We start from the raw sequence: 23,578 nt of genomic DNA on the forward strand, positions 1-23,578 counted from the left end.
CTGAACAATTAGCAAATGATGTAGATTTTTGTTGATAAGTATAGTTAGAAATAGCATGATTTTTGTTTTTATTTTTATACGAAGTGTGATATAGTAATTGAGGTTCGTTTACCGAAGCTTAATTGGTAAGTGAGGGGAGAATTTAATATATGAATAAAATAAGACTACCTAAAACATTAAAAAATAGTCATATTACATTCTTTGCAGCGGCTGTTTTATTATTTTGGATCAAAACTTATGCTGCTTATCAAATTGAATTTAATTTAGGTATTGAAAATAACCTACAAAAGTTTTTGCTTTTAATTAATCCATTAAGTTCAGCCTTGTTCTTTTTTGGATTAGCATTACTATTTAAGAAGCATTCAAAGATGATAATGATCATAATAAATTTCCTTTTATCATTCTTATTGTACGCAAATATTGCCTACTATCGTTTCTTTAATGATTTCATTACTGTGCCAGTATTAATGCAAACTAAAACAAATGCTGGACAACTTGGTGACAGTGCACTTTCATTAATGTCGCCATTTGATATTTTTTATTTTACAGATACATTTATTTTAATTGCATTAGCATTAACTATTTTTAAGAAAGTAACGGTAACGAACAGAAAAACCTATAAAATTGTTCTATTATTTTCAATCACTACTTTTCTATTTAATTTAGGGTTAGCAGAAAAGGATCGTCCACAATTGCTGTCACGTTCTTTTGACAGGAATTATTTAGTAAAATACCTTGGTGCGTATAACTTTACCATTTATGATGTCATCCAAAATATCAAATCATCAAGTCAACGAGCATTGGCGGATAGCAGTGATATTACAGATGTTGAGAACTACCGAAAAGCAAACTATGCAGCACCAAATCCAAAATACTTTGGAAAAGCTAAAGGTATGAATGTCATATATATTTCGATGGAATCATTTCAAAGTTTTATGATTGATTATAAGATGCCAAACGGACAGGAAGTAACACCATTTTTGAATTCATTGGCACATGACCATAATACGTTCTATTTTGATAATTTCTATCACCAAACAGGTCAAGGGAAAACCTCCGATGCCGAGTTCTTGATGGAAAATTCATTATATCCAATGGCACAAGGGGCAGTTTTTGTTAATAAGGCCCAAAACACTTATCAAGCTATGCCTTCTATTTTAAAAGGACAGGGATATAGTTCAGCTGTGTTTCATGGAAACTATAAGACGTTCTGGAATCGAAACGTTATCTATAAAGCATTTGGCTACGATCAATTCTTTGATGCAGAGTACTACAGTATGTCTGATGAAAATACTAAAAACTATGGAATGAAAGATAAACCTTTCTTCAAAGAATCAATTCCATTACTTGAAAGCTTAAAGCAGCCGTTCTATACAAAATTCATTTCATTGTCTAACCATTTCCCATTTGAAATGGATCCGCAAGATACAGTCTTTCCTGCTGGGGATTATGGGGATACGGTGGTAAACCAATATTTCCAATCCGCAAACTATATGGATCAGGCATTTGAGCAGTTCTTTAATGATTTAAAAGCTAACGGTTTGTATGATAATACTATAATTGTTATGTATGGTGACCATTACGGTATCTCAGAAAACCATAATGATGCAATGGCAAAGGTTATGGGTGTGGACGAAATCACTCCTGCAATCAATGCTAAATTACAGCGTGTACCATTGTTCATTCACGTGCCTGGTGTAAAGGGTGGAGTGCAGCACCAAGTTGGCGGTGAAGTAGACGTTCGTCCAACTGTTCTTCATTTATTAGGTATTGATACGAAAGATTATATGGAATTTGGTTCCGATTTACTTTCTAAACAACACCGCAATTGGGCTTTATTTAGAAACGGTGACTTTGTAACATCCGATGCAATCCAGATTAATGAAAAATGTTACTCCTCTGCAACTGGTGAATTATTAGGAGATGACACAATTTGTAAGGATGTAGACAGCAAAGTTAATATGGAGCTAAATATGTCTGATGAAATTGTTTATAAAGACTTACTACGGTTCTATAAGCCTGAAGGATATACACCAATTAACCCTAATGATTATGAATATTTAGGTCCAAAAGGTGACAAAGCAACAGAAGAAGAGTAACATGATGAACGAGAGAAGGGGGCGTTACCTTCTCTCTTTTTTATTTTGCTTCAATTTATTTAGGAAATTACATAAAGGGGAACTATCTATGAACACTAGAATTCTTCAATTTATCATTTCAGTAATCGTAATTATGACTTGCATTCTGTCTGGGTGTTCTGGAAGCGAAACTTCTAGCGAAAAAGGCGATGCAAATACCTCCTCAGTAAGCAAAAATAACGAAATAAATACGGATGAACCAAGCGATTCGAAAACACCTTCACAATCTCCGTCCAAATCAGTTGAGCAGAAACCTAGTAATAAAAAATTACTGCCCGCTACCATTGTAAAAAATGTAGATGGGGATACCGTTGATATTAACTTAAATGGCAAGATAGAAAAGGTAAGGATGCTTTGTGTGGATACTCCTGAGACCCATCATCCTAGGTTAGGGGTTCAGCCATTTGGACCGGAAGCAGCGGAATATACAAAGAAGATTCTCTCTGTTGGGACCAAAGTCGAAATTGAACCTGGCTTAGGTGAAAGTAGAGATAAATATGGGCGATTACTTGCTTATATTTATGTGAATGGGAAAATGTTTAATGAAATGCTTCTAGAGAAGGGCCTAGCTCGAGTGGCCTATATTTATGCGCCAAATACGCAATATGTTGATGAATTTTATGCGATCCAAAAGAAAGCACAAAAAAAGGGCGTTGGCATCTGGTCTATTGAAAATTATGCGCAGGAGGATGGGTATAATACCGATAATGCCAAAGAAGATAATGGAAAAGGAACTCAATCAAACGCATCATCTGGAAATAATTATGAAAATAACCCAAGCGATGATCAAGAAATCAACCTGAAATGTAAAGGGAAAATTAAGGGAAATGCTAATTCCCATATCTATCATGTGCCTGGCGGCAGTTATTACGATTCCACAACTGATAATATCGTCTGGTTTTGTTCAGAAAAAGAAGCCTTGGAAGCAGGTTACAGGAAATCAAAGCGTTAAGATTATTGTGTATAGGATTGCAGCAGGCTTTTGAATGCCTGCTGCTTTTTAAATCTAAATATTAATAAAAAATTAGCCATGTACCAATTGTTATCATATAATAAATAAAATATATTATTTTGAAAAAGTTAGGAGAGAGATCGCATGAGAGACGTTACCTTATTGAGTATATTTGAACATCACATTGCCCAAAAATATTTAAACCGCTCTGGTCTTGCCCATGCGATTGCTGTTGCCTACCATGCCTTTCAATTAGGGAAAGAGCATCAATTGGATGTTGACATTGCGGCAAAGGCAGGGCTTCTCCATGATATGGGACATTATACATGGTATAAAAATGGAAAATGGGATTATGATTTATATAAGCAAAATGACATTCATCCGATAAAAGGCGCGGAAAGAGCGCATAAGCTTCTGATCCGTCTTGGTGAAAATCCAATCAAAGCCAAAACAATTGCACTTGCGATTTTATTTCATACAGACTCATTTTTACCATCTAACGATATTGTGAGGACACCATTACAGCAAGTTGTTAAATGGGCCGATGAAAAGGATGAAGAAGAAGGCGGCATGCATCATTACCGGACGATTGAATATGAACGGGCCAAACAAAGTATTATTCGCCTAGATGAATGGATCGACAAAGAATTTGAATAAAGAAAAGGCGGTGCAGATGATGCACCGCCTTTTAAAATTATTTCCTAGTAAAGCCCTCTTCTTGTAAAAATTCCCTAGCTTCCTCATAGGTATCGAATGTTGCATCAAGGTTTAACCCAAAATAAATATTCCATGATTCATTTTCTTCCACTAGAATGAGGAGATTATTTTCGCTATCTATCCAGCGCTCTTCTTTTGAATCGCCAATAATGGCTTCTTCACCAGCCGTTACCTCGACAGGAGAGAGTGATTGAATGGATTCCATTAACAACTTACGAAGTTGGTCTTCGGTGAAATCACGGATATTTACCAACCCTTTTTCGTCCGTGTCATAATTGTCCAGCATCCCAGCATAAACAAATCCATTTCCGTTTGGGTGTAAGTGGTATACAATGTTTTTCTTATCTGTGACACTGCCTTCGAATTGAAAATTGACTCGTCCCATAGAAACATTTTTTCGTTCCAATTCAGGGAACGATTCTATTATTGCTAACTTTTCATCATATGTAAGCATAGTTTCCTCCGTCTATTTAAATAAAACCTCTTTCATCATACAGATATTTTACCCAAACGTAAATTCTTTAAGAAAACTATTGTTGAGGGAAACGTTATTTTTGAGAAAATATTGGAAATTTTTTATCATTTAGTGTAAAATTACACAATAAAGGGAAATTTGATACCATTACCATTTTGGTCAGTTTGGGGGTAGGTTTTCATGGATTCAAATATTAGGGAAGAGCATCGGAAAATCTTTAGAAAAGAGTTATTCACACTCCGCGAGGAAGGTTATCTTTCTGAAGCAATCGTCGACAAGGTTGCAAGTGCACATTATAAGTACCATAAGGATATATTAGAAATGGAGGCCAAACCTTCTGAATATGAAGCAAGTGTGCCGATCCATCCTTCGATACCTCAAAAACCTCAAAAAGTAAAGAAAACAATGACACCTGAAGAAATTAGGGAAAGAAATATTACATGGTTATTAAACATTGGTGTAATCTTCTTATTAATTGGAGGGTTGTTTGTAGCAACAAGTAATTGGGAATCGATGACAAGTATTATGAAAAGTGGATCGATAGCAATTGTAGCTTTATTATTTTACGGAATTGCTTTTTTAACAAAAAAAATAATAAAAATAGAAAAGACAGCTTTTGCATTTAGTGTTCTAGGAAGTTTATTTTTGCCCATTTTTATTCTTTCGCTTGGATGGTTTGGGTTATTAGGTTCATATTTATCCATATCTGGGGAAGGGCGTTATCTACTCGGAATGCTCGGTAGTTTGCTGCCGGTCATCGTGTATTATTTATTTGCAAAAAACTTGTCTTCAAGATTATTCGTTTGGTTTTCCTTTGTTTCTATATCTATAGGAATGGCGTTTCTATTAGCTAGTTTTCATCTAAAGATGGATTTCTTTTACCTAGGTATGATGGTTTTCAATGCTAGTTTAATTTTTGTGTATCATCAGTTCAAGAACAAGGAATCATTCAAATTATTTACAAATGAATTTATTCCTTATGTACAAGTAAATCTGATTTTGTGTACACTATTTATGCTTTTTTTATACGATAATGAGGTCCTATACAGCTTCAACCTGCTGTTAACTGCAATTATTTATTTATCGATGATGTATGTAAGCGGTCGAAAAGAATATCATTTCATTTTTAGTGTCATGATTGTCTATGGAGCTTATCAATTGATTGAGCATAGTTTCCTTAATTATTTTGGAGAGATTATTTATGCATTAATCGGTTTTGGAATGGTGTTCGTTCCCAAAGCTTTGAATGATAAATTTACATTAAATAAAGCATTCCAATACACAAGTGCTGTGATTTCTGGTTTAGCCTTTATTTATATAAGCCTTGAAGGAATTTTCCTGCGTGCAGGGACTCCATCGATTGTGCTTATGCTGGCCTATTTTATCATTGCCGTAAACTTTATTTATTTGTCCCATCATGGTTCAAGAGAGTTGTTTCCATATTTAGGCGCGGTTTTTGCGGCTTCTGGCTTGTTTGAAACTATCGCATTATTAACAGAGCCATTCGATACCATCCATTTTTCTCTGCAGTTATCCATTACGGGGTTTATCCTATTTAATATTTTAGGCATAGCACAACTTTCAAAGTACGTAAAGATTATTCAGATTGCCTCTAGAGATGTCGGTTTGTCGATCATGGGGCTTGCTATGTTGACGGCGATTTCGTTGATATTATGGTGGGAACTTGGTGTCATGCTATTACTCTTTATGGCTGCTGCTTATCTAGTTTATAAAAAGGAAACAAGGATTTTTCTTAAGGAAGGCGCTTTATGGATTATTCCTAGTTTACTAGGTTTTTCAATGGCAGCCTTTGGAGAAGAATTGAATAGTAATTTTTCTGTGTATCTTAATGAATATGGGTACGGAATTAATTTTGCTACAGGGGCAATCCTGGTTTTATTAACAAGCTTTATATGGAAAATGGCTGGGGAGAAGCATTTAGATAAAAACTCTTTATATACCTCTCAGGCATTCTACACACTTTCCATTTTCCATGCTTTGTTTAATCCGATGAATCATCTATGGGCTCAGCCACTTGTAATGTTGGTTGGAATCGGAATGTATTATTATTTGTATAAAAAAATTGGTACAAAGTGGGTCCCATATTTAGTAAGTATCGCTGTACTGCTCACGTATTTTTCTATCATACAAGCCATTTTGCTGAAATTTACTTTAAGTCATACCATAAATTCACTAATCGCTTCTATTAGTGCAGTGATCACGCTTCTAATCGCCTATATCAGTCGAAAAAATGACTTGAACTTGTCAAATGCGTTTGGATGTGTAGGACACAGCATATATCCACTAGAGCTATTATTTACATGGTTTGCTTTTCAGAAAGACTCTGTTTACAGCTTTATCTTGGCGTTGTTTGTATATGCTTTTAGCACAAAATTGACGAAGGTAGAATGGAAAATTAAAGGTTTTCTCTATGGCAGTTTTACTACCGTATTCTTTATTGTTTCAACAGGGTTTGACTTAGTATACAATTTTGATTTTGGATACTATGAGTTTCCGATCACGAGTTGTGTTATTCTTTTATTTGCTTTACTTGCCAAGGATGAGTTTAAGAAACGGACAGCTTATTATTTAGTTCCATTTTCCATAATTGGGATTGTGTTTACTGTCATTACCTATCCGTTTGATATGCTGCCATATCTTGTCACACTTGTCTATACATTTGGGATACTGTTTTATTTGCATAAAATCAATTGGGATGTTTTAGGGGCTATTCCATTAATCTTAGCTTTTATTGCGACTATTGAGTTCACACATCAAGGTGAATTAGCTGCGCTGGTAAAAATGCTATTAACTGGAGGTTTAGGGATCGTTCTGTCGATTGTTGGTCAGTTCGTTTATAAAAAGTTAATCATATATAGTCCAAAGCTTATTCAAACAAAACTAGACGGATATACACTGGTTTCATTGATGTTTTTCGCTCTTATGTACACATTTGGTCATGAATACATTTGGGGGCATGCTTTGCCAGGCGTGCTAATCTCGGTTTCTCTTTTGTTGCAAAGAAAAAGAGTTCCAGAACGTTTCTGTGTTCTTATGACGATACTTGGCGGAGCCTATTTATTACAACCATACTATTCACTTATGGCAGAGCTAAATATTCCGTCACTATGGGAGCGGGAAGTGATAGTCCTCCCATTTATTATTCTTATTATTTTTATTCGACGTTGTTTAAAGGGTCGATATACCGATATTACAAAAGTTGTTCAATGGGGAGTTCTAATTATCGTTTCCCTGTTATTAATACAAGATGGCTTAGCTAGCAACACAATTTATGATGCTATTATCATCGGGACACTATCCTTGTTGTCGCTGTTTTCTGGTATGTTCTTACAAATAAAATCATATTTCTTTGTGGGAGCTGGCGTTTTATTACTAAACGTATTTCTGCAAACAAGACCCTACTGGGGGAATATGCCGTGGTGGTTCTATTTATTAATTGCTGGACTACTATTAATTACTGTTGCAAGCTTTAATGAATGGAATAAGCAAAAAGTAAATAAAGGAGAAACAACCTTTATTATGACTATTAAGGAAAAAGTAATCGAGAAAATGAAAAAGTGGGATTAGTTGCGAATACTTTGCTCGGTATGCTTTTAATTGAAGGTTCATCTAAGAAATGTTATAATAGTATTAATAAAATATCTGTTGTTTTTGGAGGAGCCTGTCACCAAGGGATTATTATGTCCTTTGGTTGACAGGCTTTTTATGTATTTCAAAAGGGGTCTGTTAAAATACAGACCCTTTTATTTTTGAATAAAAGGAGTGGAGATTGAATGGATTTAATTTTAGATTTAGCGATCATTTTATTTGCCTCAAAGATTGCTGGGGATATAAGCGTTAAATTAGGTCAGCCGTCCGTTTTAGGAAAGTTATTAATTGGTATTATTATAGGACCAGCTGTTTTGGGGCTGATTTCTAATACGAAAACATTAACCGATCTAAGCCAGATTGGCGTTATCTTGTTGATGTTTATAGCTGGTATTGAGACTAATATTCAACAATTCAGACGCACATGGATGGCTGCAACATTAGTAGGATTCAGTGGGATTATTTTTCCATTAATTTTAGGTTCCCTTGCAGGGATCGTGATGAATCTGACACTAATTGAAGCCTTATTTTTAGGTTTATTACTATCCGCAACGAGTGTAAGTATTTCCGTTCAAGCACTTAAAGAGTTAAATAAGCTTCAATCAAAAGCAGGAACAACCATTTTAGGCGCAGCAGTCATAGATGATGTCGTTGTAATCATTGCCTTGGCATTCCTAATGAGTATGGCTGGCGGAGAAGTAAATTTGAGTATGATGATCATAAAAAAGGTACTCTTTTTCACAGTTGCAATAATGGTTGCTTGGAAGGTGGTTCCGTGGATATTAAGGAAATTCGCACCATTAAAGGTCACAGAATCGCTCGTCTCAGCTGCATTAATTATTTGCTTCGTGTTTGTTTATGCAGCGGAATTATCAGGTGTCGCGGGAATTATTGGTGCCTATATCGCCGGGGTTGCCATTAGTCAGACTGACTATAAACAGAAAATATTTAAGAAAGTAGAAACCATCAGCTATTCTATTTTTGTTCCTGTATTTTTTACATCGATTGGGTTGTCAGTAACCTTTGATGGAATCTTTCAACATTTTGGGCTCATAATTGGTCTTAGTATTCTTGCTATTTTAACCAAGTTATTCGGTGCTGCCGCAGGTGCTAAATTAGCAAGATTTTCTTGGGAAAATTCACTTGGAATTGGTGCTGCTATGGTTTCACGCGGCGAGGTTGCGTTAATTATTGCGACGATTGGCTTAGAAACAAAGTTAATCCCCCAGGAACTTTTTGCCGTAATAATAATAGTAGTGTTAGTTACAACGATCGTCACACCGCCGATGATGAAGTACTTTTTCCATCAGGGTGATAAACGAGCAAAGATGAAAAACACTGCATGATCCAACTAAGTACTAGTCTATTCTCTTTTTTTAAGATTAATTGAAATGGTACGCCCATAAATTCAATGGGAAAAACGAATGATTTATCAAAGAAATACAAACTAACATTCAGGAGGTTAGAAATGGGTACTGTATTAATCGATATCGACAAATTACTAGAAGCAACATCAAATCTAACAACTGAGAAAAATAATCAAAAAGTGAAAAAAATTGAAATTGACCTTTTACTTGAAAATACCCGAGATTGGTAAAATAATATTTTTGATACGATAATTTTTCAGAATGCCTTCATAAAAATGGAGGCATTTTTATTTGTAAATAATCGGTAATCGATATGAAACAATGGCTATACAATTATGCTGCTTTAAAGCGAAAAAATATTTTATCCATATCTATTGCATTTCCTTCAAAAAAATACTAGAATAATTTTTAATATATTTAATTTTTTGAAAATTGGTATTTTGCTATTTAAGGGGGATTTAGCTAAATGAAGAGAAATGGAAAAGTATTATCGATTGCATTAGCAGGAATGATGCTGCTAGCAGGGTGCAGTAGTAAAGAATCAGCAGGCGGATCAGAAAAAGGGGGAGCAGATAAGGAGTTCAAAGTAGGAATTACTCAGTTTGCACCACATCCATCTTTAGATGCTGCGACAGAGGGTTTTAAAAAGGCCCTTAAAGATAAAGGGATTAAGGTAAGCTATGATGAACAAAATGCTCAGGCAGATATGAACAACACGCAAACAATTGCTAATAATTTTGTTGGGGACAAAGTCGATTTAATCTTTGCGAATGCTACGCCAAGTGCAACAGCAGCATTGAATGCAACAAAGGATATTCCGATTATCTTCACATCGGTGACTGACCCCGTTGGAGCTGGTTTGGTTGAGGCCTTTGATAAACCTGGGAAGAACATTACTGGTACTACTGATAACCATCCAGAAGCAACAAAGAAAACCATTAGCTTTATTACAGACGAAGTAAAAGCGAAAAATATTGGAGTTATTTATAACTCTGGTGAACAAAATTCAGTTGTTCAGGTTGATGAAGTCGAAAAGATTGCCAAAGAGAAGAGTGCTAAACTTGTAAAAGTATCTGTTTCTACTACAGCAGAAGTGAAGCAAGCAGCAGAATCATTAATTGGCCGTGTGGATGCCATTTACATTCCAACCGACAATACTGTTGTTACTGCACTTGATTCAGTCATTGCTGTTGCAAATAACAAGAAAATCCCGCTTTTTGTGGGTGAGCTTGATTCCATGAAAAAAGGCGCAGTTGCTGCAAGTGGGTTTAGCTATTTTGACCTTGGCTACCAATCTGGTTTAATGGCAGCTGATATCTTAAGCGGAAAGAAAAAGGCATCTGAAATTCCAGTCGAACTTCCGAATAGCTTAAAGCTTGTCATTAATAAGAAGGCGGCTGAAGCACAAGGCTTAACAGTTATTGATGCTTGGAGCAGTTTGGGTGAATTTTACGAAGGTAATTAAATGACATATTTCAAAGAGGAGCCTTCATTTTGAAGGCTGCCTCTTTGATACATACATAAGCATTGTATGGAGGTAAGCGTCAAAGACGCAGACTAAATGATTAAAGAAAGGATGAACTCAATGTTTACAGCCATATTTGGATCATTTGAAGCAGGTATCATCTACGCGATTATGGCACTGGGCGTCTATCTTTCCTTTCGTATTCTGGATTTTCCAGATTTAACGGTTGATGGTAGTTTTGTCACGGGAGCAGCTATTTCAGCGGTTATGATTGCAAATGGTACGGATCCATTTCTAGCAACAATCATGGCCCTATTTGCCGGTTTTGCAGCGGGTTGTTTAACGGGCCTTCTGCATACATTTGGAAAGATTAACAACTTACTTTCCGGTATTTTAATGATGATTGCACTCTATTCAATAAACCTGAGAATTATGGGGCGTTCAAATATCCCTTTATTGAATATAGATACAGCTTTTACGAAAATCAGTGGATTTTTTGAAAAAACAGGAATAGATTCTTTTTTCAACAGTATTCTCTCGATGGTCGGTCTTGGTGATAGCCTGCCAGAAACATGGGGAATTCTTATTTTTATGATTATCGTTACATTTGTGATTAAATTCTTGACGGATTTATTCTTGAAGACAGAAATTGGTCTTGCCATTAGGGCGACTGGAGATAATAAACGGATGATTCGGAGCTTTTCTGCTAATACCAATCTTCTAGTTGTGTTAGGATTAGGTCTTTCAAATGCATTAGTAGCATTTTCAGGAGCACTGATTGCCCAGCAAGGTGGATTTGCAGATGTAGGCATGGGAATTGGTATGATTGTCATTGGTCTTGCCTCTGTTATCATTGGCGAAGCCCTTTTTGGTACTAAAACAATTGCTCGTACAACTCTGGCTGTCATTGGCGGGTCTATTATTTATCGAATCGTTGTTACGTTAGCCTTGCGTGTAGATTTCTTGGATCCAGGAGATATGAAGTTAATTACTGCACTTATTGTTATTATTGCACTTACAGCTCCAAAAATCATTGAAGGTACTAAAGAGAAAAAGCGGAAAGCCCGTCGAAAATCAGAGCGAAAGAATATCATCCAGGCTAGCGCTCAAGCGAAAGGGGACAATCATGCTACACTTAAATGAAATTCACAAGATATTTAATGAAGGGACCCCGGATGAAAAAATCGCTATCGATCATGTGAATCTTACCCTTCAGCCTGGTGATTTTGTTACTGTAATTGGAAGTAATGGTGCAGGAAAATCAACATTAATGAATATTATTTCCGGTGTGTTAATCCCTGATGTCGGTGATGTTCATATTAACGGGAAAAATGTAACGAGCATGTCAGAATATAAGCGTTCAAAAATGATCGGACGTGTCTTCCAGGACCCCATGGCTGGAACGGCTCCAAGTATGACTATTGAAGAAAATCTCGCGATGGCCTACTCTCGCAACAAACTGAGAACCCTCCGACAAGGGGTAACAAAAAAGCGACGTGATTATTTCCGTGAGGTACTAGAATCATTGCACCTAGGACTTGAAAACCGACTGAGTGCGAAGGTCGGGCTATTATCAGGGGGAGAACGCCAAGCATTATCTTTGTTAATGGCAACCTTCACAGAGCCATCCATCCTTCTCCTTGATGAACATACAGCAGCACTTGATCCTTCGAGGGCAGAATTAATTACAAACTTAACGAGAGAAATTGTTGATAAATATAAACTGACCACGTTAATGGTTACCCATAACATGCAGCAAGCCATTGATTTAGGGAATCGTTTAATTATGATGGATAAGGGTCAAATTATTTTAGAAGTCAGTGAGGAAAATAAGAAGCAGTTAACAATCGAAAGTTTATTAACGGAGTTTAAAAGGATACGTGGTGAACATATGGCAAGCGATCGGGCCATTCTATCCTAAGAGAAAAAATTTTTTGAATATCTATTTTCTAATGATTGCGTTAAAAAATATTTCCAAAGTTATTAAGATAGAAACTTGCCGTAATGGGTAAGTTTCTTTTTGTTTTTACGGGAAATATCACATCCATCCTCTTCTTGTCTTTAGTACAAAAAAGCGTTATTGCTTTACACCCTATTCTTGATAGGACAAGGAACCTTGGTTTAGAATTAATTCTGAATATTATTACTTTTAGATAATGGGGGTTTCTAGATGAAAGATAAAAGAGTAAGAAGAGACCAATTAGCTGATGATTTTTTTCCCGTCCGTGACGTAGATTATATTGAAATATACACAGGGAATGCAAAACAAGCATGCCACTTTTTCTGTACAGCATTTGGTTTTGAGCCAGTAGCATACTCTGGTCTGGAAACAGGTAATCGTGAAACCGCTTCCTATTGCTTGAAGCAGCGGAATATTCGACTAGTGCTTACAGGGTCATATACGGAAGAAGGCTCAGTAGCCCAATTTGTTAAGAAACACGGAGACGGTGTAAAGGATATAGCCCTTTTAGTTGATAATGTCGAGAAGGCATTTGAAGAAGCGGTGAATCGTGGAGCGATTGCGATTGCTGCCCCTTTTGAAATGAAGGATCCATCGGGTGTGATAAAAAAAGCCGTTCTTGGTACATATGGGGACACCATCCATACGTTAATAGAACGAAAGAATTATCAGGGTGCTTTCTTGCCTGGATTTGAACCATACGCTGCTCGATTACCGGTAAAAGATGCGGGTTTAATTGGGATTGACCATGTGGTCGGTAACGTAGAGAGAATGGAGGAATGGGTAGAATATTATGCCAAGGTAATGGGCTTTAAAGAAATGAAACATTTCTCTGATAAGGACATAACAACGGAATATTCCGCTCTTATGTCAAAGGTCATGCATAACGGAGGACGGATCAAGTTTCCAATCAACGAGCCAGCAGTAGGAAAACGCAAATCACAAATTCAGGAATATCTTGAATTCTATAATGGTCCTGGTGTACAGCATTTGGCAATTTTAACAGAGGATATTGTTTCAACGGTAGCCATCTTAAAGAAAAATGGGGTTGAGTTCCTTAAAACTCCAGATACTTATTATGAATCCTTAGGAGAACGGATTGGGAAGATTGATGAAGAAATTGAAAAGCTGCGTGAACTAAATATTTTAGTAGACAGAGATGATGAAGGATATTTACTGCAAATTTTCAGCAAACCAATTGTTGACCGTCCAACCTTATTTGTTGAAATCATTCAACGAAAAGGTGCACGAGGATTTGGAGAAGGAAATTTTAAGGCTTTATTTGAATCAATTGAACGGGAGCAGGAAAGACGAGGAAATTTATAAAAATAGATATTAAGGGTTTAAAGGGGCAAAAAATCGAACGGGTTCCAGGGAGAGTGATTTCTCCCTTTTTTAAAGCAAAATTATGTGAGGTGAAATATCATGGAAATCTCTCCGAAAACACTGGAATGGAGAGAAGCTTATAAATTATTAGTTGGATCAATTCTTCCCCGTCCCATTGCCTTTGTTTCAACAATTGACGAGAAGGGGACAGCTAATGCAGCACCATTTAGTTTTTTCACGGCGATTTGTGCAGACCCGATGCTCATTTGTTTCTCACCTATGAGAAGGGGAACTGATGGGGCTAAAAAAGATACGCTTGTAAATATTGAAAGCACAGGTCAATTTGTTATTAATATTGTGAGTAACAGTATCGCGGAACAAATGAATGACTGTGCGATCGAATTCAGTCCGGATGTCGATGAAATAGTTGAAGTGGGTTTAACGAAAGAACCTAGTATCAAGGTCAATGTACCGCGGATCAGAGAATCACTCGTCCACCTAGAATGTGAGCTAGAACAGGTAATGCATTTTGGAGATACGCCTGGGGCAGGAAGCTTAGTAATTGGAAAAGTGGTTCATGTTCATGTGAACGATGACCTGTTTGATAAGGGGCGCATTGATTCTGCGAAACTTAAACCTATTGGGAGAATGGCTGGAAACATTTTTACAGACCCATTAGCCAAAACGTTTGAAATGGAGAGAAGAACCTAGAAAAGGTGAGTGTCGTGAAATTCATAACGTTTGAAAAACAGGATGGGACAATCCGATCGGGGTGGTTATTAGACCATGATCACGCAGTTGATATGCATGAAGCATCAAGTGGACTGCTGCCTGATAATCTATTAAACTTCCTAGAAAATAGTGACGCAAATTTAAAAATGATGGCAAGGTTCCAATTCACCAGAGAACAAAAAGGCGTTTACCCATTAAGTGAACTTCGTTTAAAGGCACCACTGCCTATCCCCAAAAGTTTTCGTGATTTTTATGCATTTGAGCAGCATGTGAAACAGGCAAGGGAAAATAGGGGTCTTAAAATGATTGCAGAATGGTATGAAATTCCTGTCTTTTATTTCTCCAATCATCTTGCCATTAAAGGACCAGGAGAAGGAATTATCAAGCCGAAGGAGTGCAGCTGGCTTGATTACGAACTGGAAATGGCCTGTATTATAGGTAAAGAGGGGAGAAATATTTCTGCAGAAAATGCGGATGAACATATTTTTGGCTTTTGTATTTTAAATGATTGGAGCGCAAGAGATCTGCAAAGGAAGGAAATGAAGGTTGGACTTGGTCCTGCCAAGGGGAAGGATTTTTCAACCTCGATTGGACCATGGATCGTCACAAAAGATGAGTTAGAACCATATAAATCTGGAAAAGGTTTTAATCTATCCATGAAAGCAAGGGTAAACGGGTGCCATCTATCAAAAGGGAATATGAAAGACCTTTATTATTCCTTTGCTGAGATGATCGAAAGGGCGTCTGCAGGTGTTACCTTATACCCTGGCGAATTGATTGGTTCAGGAACAGTAGGCACAGGTTGTATTCTTGAGCTTGGAGAACAGGTGCATCGCTGGCTAGTCCCTGGTGATCAAGTAGAATTGGAGATTGATCTCCTTGGTGTGTTACACAATGAAATAATTGCTGAAGAGAGGTGAAATAATGTATTACCGCCAAATGGGGAATATACCTCACAAACGTCATACCATGTTTAAAAAAGGGGATGGAAGCCTTTTTAGAGAGCAGGTAATGGGGACACGGGGATTTTCAGGAACGCAATCGATTTTGTATCATCATTATATGCCAACTGAAGTGGTGAAAGCGGAATTAGTGGATGATTATTTGCCAGAATATGAAGATCAGCAGCCCCTTAAACACCGCCATTTTTTCACAGGTAAAGTGCCAACAAAAGGGGACGCGCTAAAGGCTAGGGAATATATTTTAGGAAATCAGGATTTATTAATTGGAACAGCCCATGTAACAGTTCCAATGACAAGTTTTTATCGGAATGGTGATGGCGATGAATTGCTTTATGTTCACTACGGATCTGGAAAACTAGAAACGATGTTCGGGACCCTGTCATATAGGCCGGGTGATTATCTTATTATTCCGATAGGGACCATATACCGTGTCATCCCAAACGAAAATGAAGAGACAAAAATGCTGGTTGTTGAATCCTTCAGCCAAATCACAACACCAAGACGGTACCGAAATGAATATGGTCAACTTTTAGAGCATAGCCCATTTTGTGAAAGAGACCTGCGTGGACCGGAAGAATTGTCGACATTCGATGAAAAGGGTGAATTTGAGGTTTTAACGAAATCGAGGGGGAAAATATCCTCGCATATCTTAGGACATCATCCGCTTGATGTAGTGGGCTGGGATGGATATTTATATCCATGGGCCTTTAATATCGAAGATTTTGAACCAATCACTGGAAGAGTCCATCAGCCGCCGCCAGTCCATCAAACTTTTGAAGGGAATAATTTTGTTGTCTGTTCATTTGTACCCCGGCTTTATGACTATCATCCCAATTCAATCCCTGCACCTTATTATCATAGTAATGTTAACAGCGATGAGCTGCTCTATTATGTAGAAGGCAATTTCATGAGCCGTAAAGGGGTGCAGGAAGGCTCCATTACCCTCCATCCAGGCGGAATTCCGCATGGTCCTCATCCGGGCAAAACGGAAGCGAGTATTGGAAAAAAGGAAACGCTTGAGCTGGCCGTTATGATTGATACCTTCCATCCTCTCAAAATTGTAAAAAACGCACATAAGATAGAAGATGTGAACTATATGTATTCATGGTATGAGAAAAAGGAATAACAATATTTCGTAATCAATCCAACAAACTAGTTGGATTGTTTTTTTTAAACTACAGATAAAAAATGGTATGGTAGTAGTAAGTTATTTGAAATTAAACGGAGGTGAAGTCATGGAGCTAGATCCAATTTTATCGAAATTAAAAAGTCATACACCAAAGATCCTTGGCAGTGAAAGGTTTTCAAAATATGCTGTTATGGTCCCACTAATTGAAAAAGAGGACGGAATACACGTATTATTAGAAGTTCGCTCCCTTAAATTAAGAAGGCAGCCCGGAGAGATTTGTTTTCCTGGTGGGAGGATTGATGCACAGGATAGTGATGAAAAAGATGCAGCGATTCGAGAAACATTCGAGGAATTAGGCATTCACAAAGAGCAAATCACAGATGTTTATCCATTGGATTATATGATTTCACCTTATGGGATGATGATTTTTCCTTATGTCGGCTATTTAATTAATCCTCAAAAAATCGTGCCTAACCCTTCAGAGGTTGATGAGATTTTCACTGTACCACTTTCATTTTTTATTAAGAACGACCCTGAAATTTATCAGATTAAATTTAGGGCAGAGCCAGAGGAAAACTTTCCATTTGAATTAATCATTGGAGGAGAAAATTATAATTGGCGGGCAAGAGGAATTGAGGAATATTTCTACCGCTATAATGGAAAAGTTATTTGGGGACTAACAGCAAGGATCCTTGCCCATTTTATTGAACTCATTCGCTAATTCCGAGGAAAATTTAATCAACGTGTCCATTTTAGGCGCACAGATGTCCTTGTCAAAAAGAAAAAACTTGATTATTTTCTGAATATGTTTAAAATTAAGATTATATTTTTAGAATTAGGGAGATGTAGGGATGAAGGTCGTAAAGTTTGGCGGGTCCTCGCTAGCATCAGGAAAACAAATTGAAAAGGTATTTAAGATTGTTGTTTCAGATCCCGAGAGAAGAGTCGTTGTCGTTTCAGCACCAGGGAAACGGTTTGCAGAGGATCCAAAGGTAACGGATTTATTGATTGAATGTGGAGAACTTTGTCTCCAAAACCAAGATCCTAGGGAAAAATTTGAAGCTGTTCTTGAAAGATACTGCTCTATCGCCGAAGAATTATTATTGTCACATGATATTATTATTGAAATTCAAGAAGATTTAGCAAAGAGATTGAGTGCAGATAAGACAAAACCTGATCGCTTTCTGGATTTATTAAAAGCCAGCGGTGAGGATAATCACGCCAAATTGGTCGCAGCCTATTTTCGTAAGCAGGGAGTAGAAACACATTACATAAACCCTAAAGAAGCAGGGCTACTTGTCAGTGATGAGCCGGGTAATGCCCAAGTTCTGCCGGAGGCTTACAGTCAGTTATACTCGCTGCACGAACGACCAGGGGTACTAATTTTTCCAGGCTTTTTTGGATACAGCAAACAAGGCGAGGTATTTACCTTTTCGCGAAGTGGTTCTGACATTACAGGATCGATCCTAGCTAATGCCCTTAAAGCAGACCTTTATGAGAACTTCACCGATGTTGATGCCGTGTATTCTGTAAATCCATACATCGTAAAAAAACCTAAAGAAATAAAGGAATTAACCTATCGGGAAATGCGTGAACTTTCCTATGCAGGATTCACCGTATTACATGATGAAGCGCTTGTTCCGGCATTCAAAGCAGGCATTCCTGTTCAAATCAAAAATACAAATAATCCAAGTGCACCAGGAACGAGGATTGTTTATGAGCGCGACAATACGAATGGACCTGTGATTGGAATTGCAAGTGATCAAGGATTTTGTAGTATTTATGTGAGCAAATACTTAATGAATCGTGAGATAGGATTTGGACGCAAGCTTTTAGGTATTTTAGAAGACTTCGGTTTATCCTATGAACATACGCCTTCAGGAATTGATGATGTTTCTGTTATCCTTCGTGAAAGTCAAATGGATACAGAAATGGAGAAATCGATTAAAGCACGGATTGAAACAGAACTGCAAGTCGATCAAGTGAAATTTGAACATAGTCTTGCACTTATCATGGTGGTTGGCGAGGGCATGCGCCACAATGTAGGAACAATGGCAAGGGCCTCCAAAGCACTGGCGAAAGCACATATTAATATTGAAATGATAAACCAAGGTTCATCTGAAGTGAGTATGATGTTTGGGGTAAAAGAAGTAGACGAAAAAAGAGCAGTTCAAGCACTTTATGAAGAGTTTTTTGTAGCAGTAACAGTTTAATTTCACCATTATTGGCATAAAAAAAGCAGTTCTAAAATTCACTAGTGATTTTAGACTGCTTTTTTACTATTTCAACAAGCAATATTTCAAGTTGAAATTCGAATAGTATGAATTTAGTTTTTATGTTATTATTATACCAACCGGTTAGTATGTAATAATGTTTTAAAACAGAAAAAGGAGTCGATATAAAATGAAAGCCATTAGGTGGGAGGAGAAGTGGTCTTTTGGAGAAAAGCGAAAAATCAATCGGTAAACCTACTAAAATAAGTTATCGGACGTGTCCATTGTGTGAAGCGACCTGTGGGTTAGAAATTCATACACAAGAAAAAAAGGTTGTCCATATTAAGGGAGATAAACTAGATCCGTTTAGCAAAGGTTATTTATGTCCAAAAGGATATAGTGTAAAGGAACTCCACTCAGACCCTGACCGGGTTCTAAAACCGATGATTCGTAATGGGGAGAAATGGCAAGAAGTTTCCTGGGAAGATGCCTTCTCTGAGGTAAGAAAGGGGCTTCGTTCGGTTATCGATGAGTATGGTAAGAATGCAGTCGCTGTTTATTTAGGAAACCCGAGTGTTCACAATTTAGGAAGCATGTTATATGTTCCAAACTTTTTACGTGCATTAGGAAGCCGGAGCATCTTTTCGGCCAGTACTCTAGATCAGATTCCAAAACAACTTTCATCTGAAATCATGTTTGGTAGTGCTGCCAATCTACCAATTCCAGATATTGATCATACAAACTATCTGTTGATGATTGGTGCCAATCCCCTTGCGTCCAATGGAAGCTTAATGACTGCACCTAATATGAGAGGACGTTTGAAGGCTCTAAAGGAACGTGGCGGGAAGTTAGTAGTCATTGACCCGGTTCGTACTGTTACAGCAAAGCAAGCCGATGAACATTATTTTATTCGTCCTGGGACAGACGCTTTGTTTCTATTCGGACTTATTTATACACTTTTCGAAGAAGGTTTGGTTAACCTTGGGAAATTGGTTGATTATATAAACGGGCTTGATGAAATTAAAAACCTTTCTGAGGATTTTGCACCTGAAATTGTTTCCGTTAAATGCGGAATTCCAGAAGACACCATTCGTCGTATAGCACGTGAACTTGCTAGTTCACCTCAAGCGATTGCTTACGGAAGAATGGGCACATGTACACAACCTTTTGGCACAATGAACAGCTGGCTTTTGGATGTGGTAAATGTTCTAACAGGGAATTTGGACCGCCCGGGCGGTGTGATGTTTCCTAACCCAGCCACGAGACGTGCATCTTCCAAAAGAGTTCGCTTGCTAAGACACAACCGTTTTCAAACTAGAGTTAGAAAGATTCCTGAGGTATTGGGAGAGATTCCCGTATCCTGCCTAGCAGAAGAAATTGAAACCCCTGGTCAAGGACAAATTAAAGCATTAGTTTCCATAGCTGGAAACCCCGCACTTTCAGCACCAAATAGTAAACACTTACAATCTGCTCTTGAAAAAGTTGATTTTATGGTCAGCATTGATTGTTATCTAAATGAAACTTCTCGCTATGCCAATGTACTGCTTCCAGTTCCTTCACCATTAGAACGCTCTCACTATGATATTACCTTTTACAACCTTGCTATCCGAAATATTGCACACTATTCAAAACCTGTTTTTGACCTTCCAGCAGAACAACTAGATGAATGGCAGATTCTTCTTCATTTAGCAGCAGCGGTGGGTGAGGAACAAATGGAAGGGGACATAGTTAGTAAATTGGATGAACTTGCAATTGATGAACTGATCAAACATGAAATAAAGAACCCGGATTCACCAATTTACGAGCAGAACGCCATGGAAATTAACGCCATGCTAAAGAATAGAAAAGGGCCGGAACGTTTGCTTGATTTTTACCTCCGTGTCGGGCCATATGGAGAACACTTTGGAAGAAATCCTGGTGGACTAAGCTTAACTATCTTAGAGAAACATCCACATGGAATGGACCTTGGCGCTCTTCAACCGAGAATTCCAGCGATATTACAAACACCTTCAGGAAAAATTGAATTAGCAGCCCCAATTTTAACGAAAGATGTTGAACGTCTTCGACAAACACTTGATTCAAAAGGGGATACCATACTTTTGGTTGGAAGAAGAGACCTGCGAAGTAATAACTCCTGGCTGCACAATCTTCCGGTACTAGTAAAAGGAGAAGATAGATGTAAGCTCATGATTCATTCCAGTGATGCTGAAAGTTTTGGACTGTTGCAAGGAGATAAGGCGTTGGTGAAGTCACGAACAGGAAAGATAGAAGTACCAGTAGAAATCACGGATGATATCATGCCGGGAACGGTAAGTCTTCCACATGGGTGGGGGCATAACCTTTCTGGAACTCGTCTTGGGGTAGCCAGCCAGCATGATGGTGTTAATGTCAATCTGTTGACGGATGAACAATGGATCGATCCAATATCCGGAAATGCAGTATTTAATGGAGTGCCAATAATAATCGAAAAAATAAGTTAAGTCAGATAAAATAAACATTTCAAATGAACGGGCTCGCCATTTAGCGAGCCACATTTATGACTTTTTTAGTTTAATTTTCGTTCGAATTCCTGACCACACTGCAATTACAAGTCCGCCAATGGTATCTGCAATTAGATCCGTCATCGTATCTTTATTTCCGCCGCCTTGTAAGGTCATATTGAAGAATTGGTCAGAGCTGAATTCATAAATTTCCCATAGTACCCCGCCAAGTGCTGCAAAGGATAGTGTAAATAAGAACACAAACCATGGTGATATCTTTTCCCCCGCATTTCGGTGGATCAATCGTTCATACAGAGCAATTCCCGCAAAAGCAAGGATGGCTCCACTGACCAAATGCATAAAGGTGTCCCACCAACCAAGACCATACCAGCCTAGGATAGAACCTAAATATTGAGAACCAACTAAGAAAATTAAATAAGAAATAACAATCGGTAAATTGAATTGTAGTTTGGTGAATAGTGCCAATAATAACGGGACCGCTCCACAAACAATTCCTCCAATGGCAACTGTTCCTTTAAAGGTTACATCGTTTGAAAAGAAGTAGACGGCTAATGCTGCCATAAAAATGACATAGATTAAACTGAAAATGATGACAAGTTTTCTATTCATAAATTTCCTCCTCTCATACTTTAGGCTTTCGCACAAAGGCGTAAAAGGAGACTAGGAGTCCTCCCGCAAACCCGCAGAGTAAGTCATACATTGTATCTTTATTTCCGCCTCTTTGCATGGTGTGAGTAAACGTTTGATCCCCCACAAACTCATAGATCTCCCAAAGTGCACTTGCTAGGACTGAGAGTGAAAGAACAAAAAGAAATAAAATCCATCTTGAAGCATCATTCCGCACATCTTTCGGGATGAATAATTTAAATAAAGTTATACCAACAATACCTACATACATACCCTTAAAAAAATGAATGGTAGAGTCCCACCATTTATAATGAAGGTAAAAACTCACGATCGATCCTAAAAATAATGTACAGAAAATTAACATATAATAACCGATTATTATTGGGAGGTTAAAAGGATTCTTTTTCTTAAATATTAGTAGGAGGGGCAATCCACTCACAAGAATGCCGCCAAGGGCTACTTGCCATCTTGAGGAATCCCCTTTTATAAGGTAATAAACAAATAAGGCAGACATTAATAGAATAAAAACAACACCTAAAAGAATAATTACTTTCCGTTTCAAATACTTCACCCCATTAAACAAGCTTCCTTACAATTATGTCCCATAAATACAAATGAAATCAAGGAATGTTAAACTGAGTGGAAATGAAATATTTGTTCTCGCATAGATACATCCAAAAGAGTATATTTGATAAGTAACCATATACAGTAAAGCAGGGACAGGCCAAGATTAAGAAAATGGTGGAGGAAGTTATGCAAAAGGCACAAATACCAACATACGAGCGGATTGCGATAGATTTAGCAAATAGAATATACGATGGGAAATTTAAGGTAGGCGAAAAAATTCATGGCAGATCTACGTTAGCAAGTGAATATAAGGTTTCACCTGAAACGGTCAGAAGAGCCATAAAGATTTTAGAAGATGTCGAGATTGTCCAATCCACTAAAGGTAGTGGAATTATCATTTCATCTCGTGAGAATGCTTACAAATATATTCAACGGTTTTCAAATCTCGCTAGTATTAAAGATCTTGAGAAGCAAATGAATTCACTGATTTCAGAAAGAGACAAGCTTGATGAACAACTCTTTGATACGCTTAGAAAAATTATGGACTACTCAGGGAAACTTCGTCACACGAACCCATTGGCACCAATCGAGGTAGAAGTATTTTCGGACTGTAATCATATTGGAAAAACTATTTCAGAAGTGAAGTTTTGGCAAAATACCGGAGGAACGGTTATTGGGATGAAGCGGAAGGGGGAATTAATTATTTCACCGGGGCCTTATGCAGTAATTCTTGAAGGGGATGTCCTCCTTATTATTGGTGCTGACGAAACTTATGACAGGGTTCTTCACTTTATGCAAGAGTGAGAACCATTGGGGGAAAAGGAAAAAGCCGGTCATT

At 37.5% G+C, this 23,578-nt stretch carries 20 protein-coding genes; 17 read left to right on the plus strand and 3 right to left on the minus strand.

All coding sequences use genetic code 11. The annotated features are described in order from the left end of the window. The first annotated feature begins 149 nt into the window (after positions 1-149). The 3 genes from ltaS to KW850_RS16505 all read left to right on the plus strand — a co-directional run bounded on the left by ltaS (position 150) and on the right by KW850_RS16505 (position 3,747). Positions 150-2,099: a lipoteichoic acid synthase gene (gene ltaS / locus KW850_RS16495; RefSeq protein ID WP_218348672.1), complete on the plus strand. Its 1,950-nt coding sequence runs from the start codon at positions 150-152 to the stop codon at positions 2,097-2,099. 88 nt (positions 2,100-2,187) lie between these two features. Then, complete coding sequence (locus KW850_RS16500; protein ID WP_218348673.1) at positions 2,188-3,090, plus strand: thermonuclease family protein; 903 nt, start codon at positions 2,188-2,190, stop codon at positions 3,088-3,090. A 144-nt stretch (positions 3,091-3,234) separates the two neighbouring features. After that, positions 3,235-3,747, plus strand: a complete 513-nt coding sequence (locus tag KW850_RS16505) for an HD domain-containing protein (RefSeq protein WP_218348674.1) — start codon at positions 3,235-3,237, stop codon at positions 3,745-3,747. Between the two features lie 37 nt (positions 3,748-3,784). Here the strand turns inward: KW850_RS16505 and KW850_RS16510 are convergent, their stop codons facing one another. Then, positions 3,785-4,261: a hypothetical protein gene (locus KW850_RS16510; protein WP_218348675.1), complete on the minus strand. Its 477-nt coding sequence runs from the start codon at positions 4,259-4,261 to the stop codon at positions 3,785-3,787. A gap of 201 nt (positions 4,262-4,462) precedes the next feature. Here KW850_RS16510 and KW850_RS16515 point away from each other — a divergent pair, with 201 nt between their 5' ends. From KW850_RS16515 to KW850_RS16570, 13 genes are all read left to right on the plus strand, one after another. Next, entirely contained in the window at positions 4,463-7,870 is a 3,408-nt protein-coding gene (locus tag KW850_RS16515; RefSeq protein WP_218348676.1) for a hypothetical protein, read from the plus strand. A 206-nt stretch (positions 7,871-8,076) separates the two neighbouring features. Continuing rightward, positions 8,077-9,237: a cation:proton antiporter gene (locus KW850_RS16520; RefSeq protein ID WP_218348677.1), complete on the plus strand. Its 1,161-nt coding sequence runs from the start codon at positions 8,077-8,079 to the stop codon at positions 9,235-9,237. A 122-nt stretch (positions 9,238-9,359) separates the two neighbouring features. After that, positions 9,360-9,488, plus strand: coding sequence for a hypothetical protein (locus tag KW850_RS33400; protein WP_256358295.1), 129 nt, complete (start codon positions 9,360-9,362; stop codon positions 9,486-9,488). 236 nt (positions 9,489-9,724) lie between these two features. Beyond that, positions 9,725-10,723, plus strand: coding sequence for an ABC transporter substrate-binding protein (locus KW850_RS16525; protein WP_218348678.1), 999 nt, complete (start codon positions 9,725-9,727; stop codon positions 10,721-10,723). A 120-nt stretch (positions 10,724-10,843) separates the two neighbouring features. Further along, complete coding sequence (locus KW850_RS16530) at positions 10,844-11,866, plus strand: ABC transporter permease (protein WP_218348679.1); 1,023 nt, start codon at positions 10,844-10,846, stop codon at positions 11,864-11,866. After that, positions 11,850-12,644, plus strand: a complete 795-nt coding sequence (locus KW850_RS16535; RefSeq protein ID WP_218348680.1) for an ABC transporter ATP-binding protein — start codon at positions 11,850-11,852, stop codon at positions 12,642-12,644. The genes KW850_RS16530 and KW850_RS16535 overlap by 17 nt, the downstream gene beginning before the upstream one ends. Positions 12,645-12,893: 249 nt before the next feature. Further along, positions 12,894-14,009, plus strand: coding sequence for a 4-hydroxyphenylpyruvate dioxygenase (hppD, locus tag KW850_RS16540; protein WP_218348681.1), 1,116 nt, complete (start codon positions 12,894-12,896; stop codon positions 14,007-14,009). 99 nt (positions 14,010-14,108) lie between these two features. After that, the gene (locus KW850_RS16545) at positions 14,109-14,720 is read left to right on the plus strand and encodes a flavin reductase family protein (RefSeq protein WP_218348682.1); all 612 of its coding nucleotides are present in this window, start codon (positions 14,109-14,111) and stop codon (positions 14,718-14,720) included. 14 nt (positions 14,721-14,734) lie between these two features. Then, positions 14,735-15,661 (plus strand): fumarylacetoacetate hydrolase family protein, encoded by a 927-nt coding sequence (locus KW850_RS16550; protein WP_218348683.1) that lies wholly within the window; start codon positions 14,735-14,737, stop codon positions 15,659-15,661. A gap of 4 nt (positions 15,662-15,665) precedes the next feature. Beyond that, complete coding sequence (locus KW850_RS16555; protein ID WP_218348684.1) at positions 15,666-16,829, plus strand: homogentisate 1,2-dioxygenase; 1,164 nt, start codon at positions 15,666-15,668, stop codon at positions 16,827-16,829. Positions 16,830-16,938: 109 nt separating this feature from the next. Continuing rightward, entirely contained in the window at positions 16,939-17,553 is a 615-nt protein-coding gene (locus KW850_RS16560; RefSeq protein WP_218348685.1) for an NUDIX hydrolase, read from the plus strand. A 130-nt stretch (positions 17,554-17,683) separates the two neighbouring features. Next, the gene (locus KW850_RS16565) at positions 17,684-19,045 is read left to right on the plus strand and encodes an aspartate kinase (protein ID WP_218348686.1); all 1,362 of its coding nucleotides are present in this window, start codon (positions 17,684-17,686) and stop codon (positions 19,043-19,045) included. Between the two features lie 224 nt (positions 19,046-19,269). Next, entirely contained in the window at positions 19,270-21,525 is a 2,256-nt protein-coding gene (locus KW850_RS16570; protein WP_256358296.1) for a molybdopterin oxidoreductase family protein, read from the plus strand. 54 nt (positions 21,526-21,579) lie between these two features. Here KW850_RS16570 and KW850_RS16575 read toward each other — a convergent pair whose 3' ends face one another. Both KW850_RS16575 and KW850_RS16580 read right to left on the minus strand, forming a co-directional pair. Then, positions 21,580-22,155, minus strand: a complete 576-nt coding sequence (locus KW850_RS16575; protein WP_218348687.1) for a DUF2238 domain-containing protein — start codon at positions 22,153-22,155, stop codon at positions 21,580-21,582. Positions 22,156-22,168: 13 nt separating this feature from the next. Next, entirely contained in the window at positions 22,169-22,735 is a 567-nt protein-coding gene (locus KW850_RS16580; protein ID WP_218348688.1) for a DUF2238 domain-containing protein, read from the minus strand. Positions 22,736-22,926: 191 nt separating this feature from the next. On the opposite strand from KW850_RS16580, the gene KW850_RS16585 reads away from it, so the two are divergent. Then, entirely contained in the window at positions 22,927-23,544 is a 618-nt protein-coding gene (locus tag KW850_RS16585) for a GntR family transcriptional regulator (RefSeq protein WP_218348689.1), read from the plus strand. The last annotated feature ends 34 nt before the right edge of the window (positions 23,545-23,578 follow it).

It is taken from the genome of Bacillus sp. sid0103 (assembly GCF_019219025.1).

Bases quoted from the DNA above. Each gene is read 5' to 3' on its own strand.
- ltaS (WP_218348672.1), top strand. From the start codon at position 150: ATGAATAAAATAAGACTACCTAAAACATTAAAAAATAGTCATATTACA.
- KW850_RS16500 (WP_218348673.1), top strand. From the start codon at position 2,188: ATGAACACTAGAATTCTTCAATTTATCATTTCAGTAATCGTAATTATG.
- KW850_RS16505 (WP_218348674.1), top strand. From the start codon at position 3,235: ATGAGAGACGTTACCTTATTGAGTATATTTGAACATCACATTGCCCAA.
- KW850_RS16510 (WP_218348675.1), bottom strand. From the start codon at position 4,261: ATGCTTACATATGATGAAAAGTTAGCAATAATAGAATCGTTCCCTGAA.
- KW850_RS16515 (WP_218348676.1), top strand. From the start codon at position 4,463: ATGGATTCAAATATTAGGGAAGAGCATCGGAAAATCTTTAGAAAAGAG.
- KW850_RS16520 (WP_218348677.1), top strand. From the start codon at position 8,077: ATGGATTTAATTTTAGATTTAGCGATCATTTTATTTGCCTCAAAGATT.
- KW850_RS33400 (WP_256358295.1), top strand. From the start codon at position 9,360: ATGGGTACTGTATTAATCGATATCGACAAATTACTAGAAGCAACATCA.
- KW850_RS16525 (WP_218348678.1), top strand. From the start codon at position 9,725: ATGAAGAGAAATGGAAAAGTATTATCGATTGCATTAGCAGGAATGATG.
- KW850_RS16530 (WP_218348679.1), top strand. From the start codon at position 10,844: ATGTTTACAGCCATATTTGGATCATTTGAAGCAGGTATCATCTACGCG.
- KW850_RS16535 (WP_218348680.1), top strand. From the start codon at position 11,850: ATGCTACACTTAAATGAAATTCACAAGATATTTAATGAAGGGACCCCG.
- hppD (WP_218348681.1), top strand. From the start codon at position 12,894: ATGAAAGATAAAAGAGTAAGAAGAGACCAATTAGCTGATGATTTTTTT.
- KW850_RS16545 (WP_218348682.1), top strand. From the start codon at position 14,109: ATGGAAATCTCTCCGAAAACACTGGAATGGAGAGAAGCTTATAAATTA.
- KW850_RS16555 (WP_218348684.1), top strand. From the start codon at position 15,666: ATGTATTACCGCCAAATGGGGAATATACCTCACAAACGTCATACCATG.
- KW850_RS16560 (WP_218348685.1), top strand. From the start codon at position 16,939: ATGGAGCTAGATCCAATTTTATCGAAATTAAAAAGTCATACACCAAAG.
- KW850_RS16565 (WP_218348686.1), top strand. From the start codon at position 17,684: ATGAAGGTCGTAAAGTTTGGCGGGTCCTCGCTAGCATCAGGAAAACAA.
- KW850_RS16575 (WP_218348687.1), bottom strand. From the start codon at position 22,155: ATGAATAGAAAACTTGTCATCATTTTCAGTTTAATCTATGTCATTTTT.
- KW850_RS16585 (WP_218348689.1), top strand. From the start codon at position 22,927: ATGCAAAAGGCACAAATACCAACATACGAGCGGATTGCGATAGATTTA.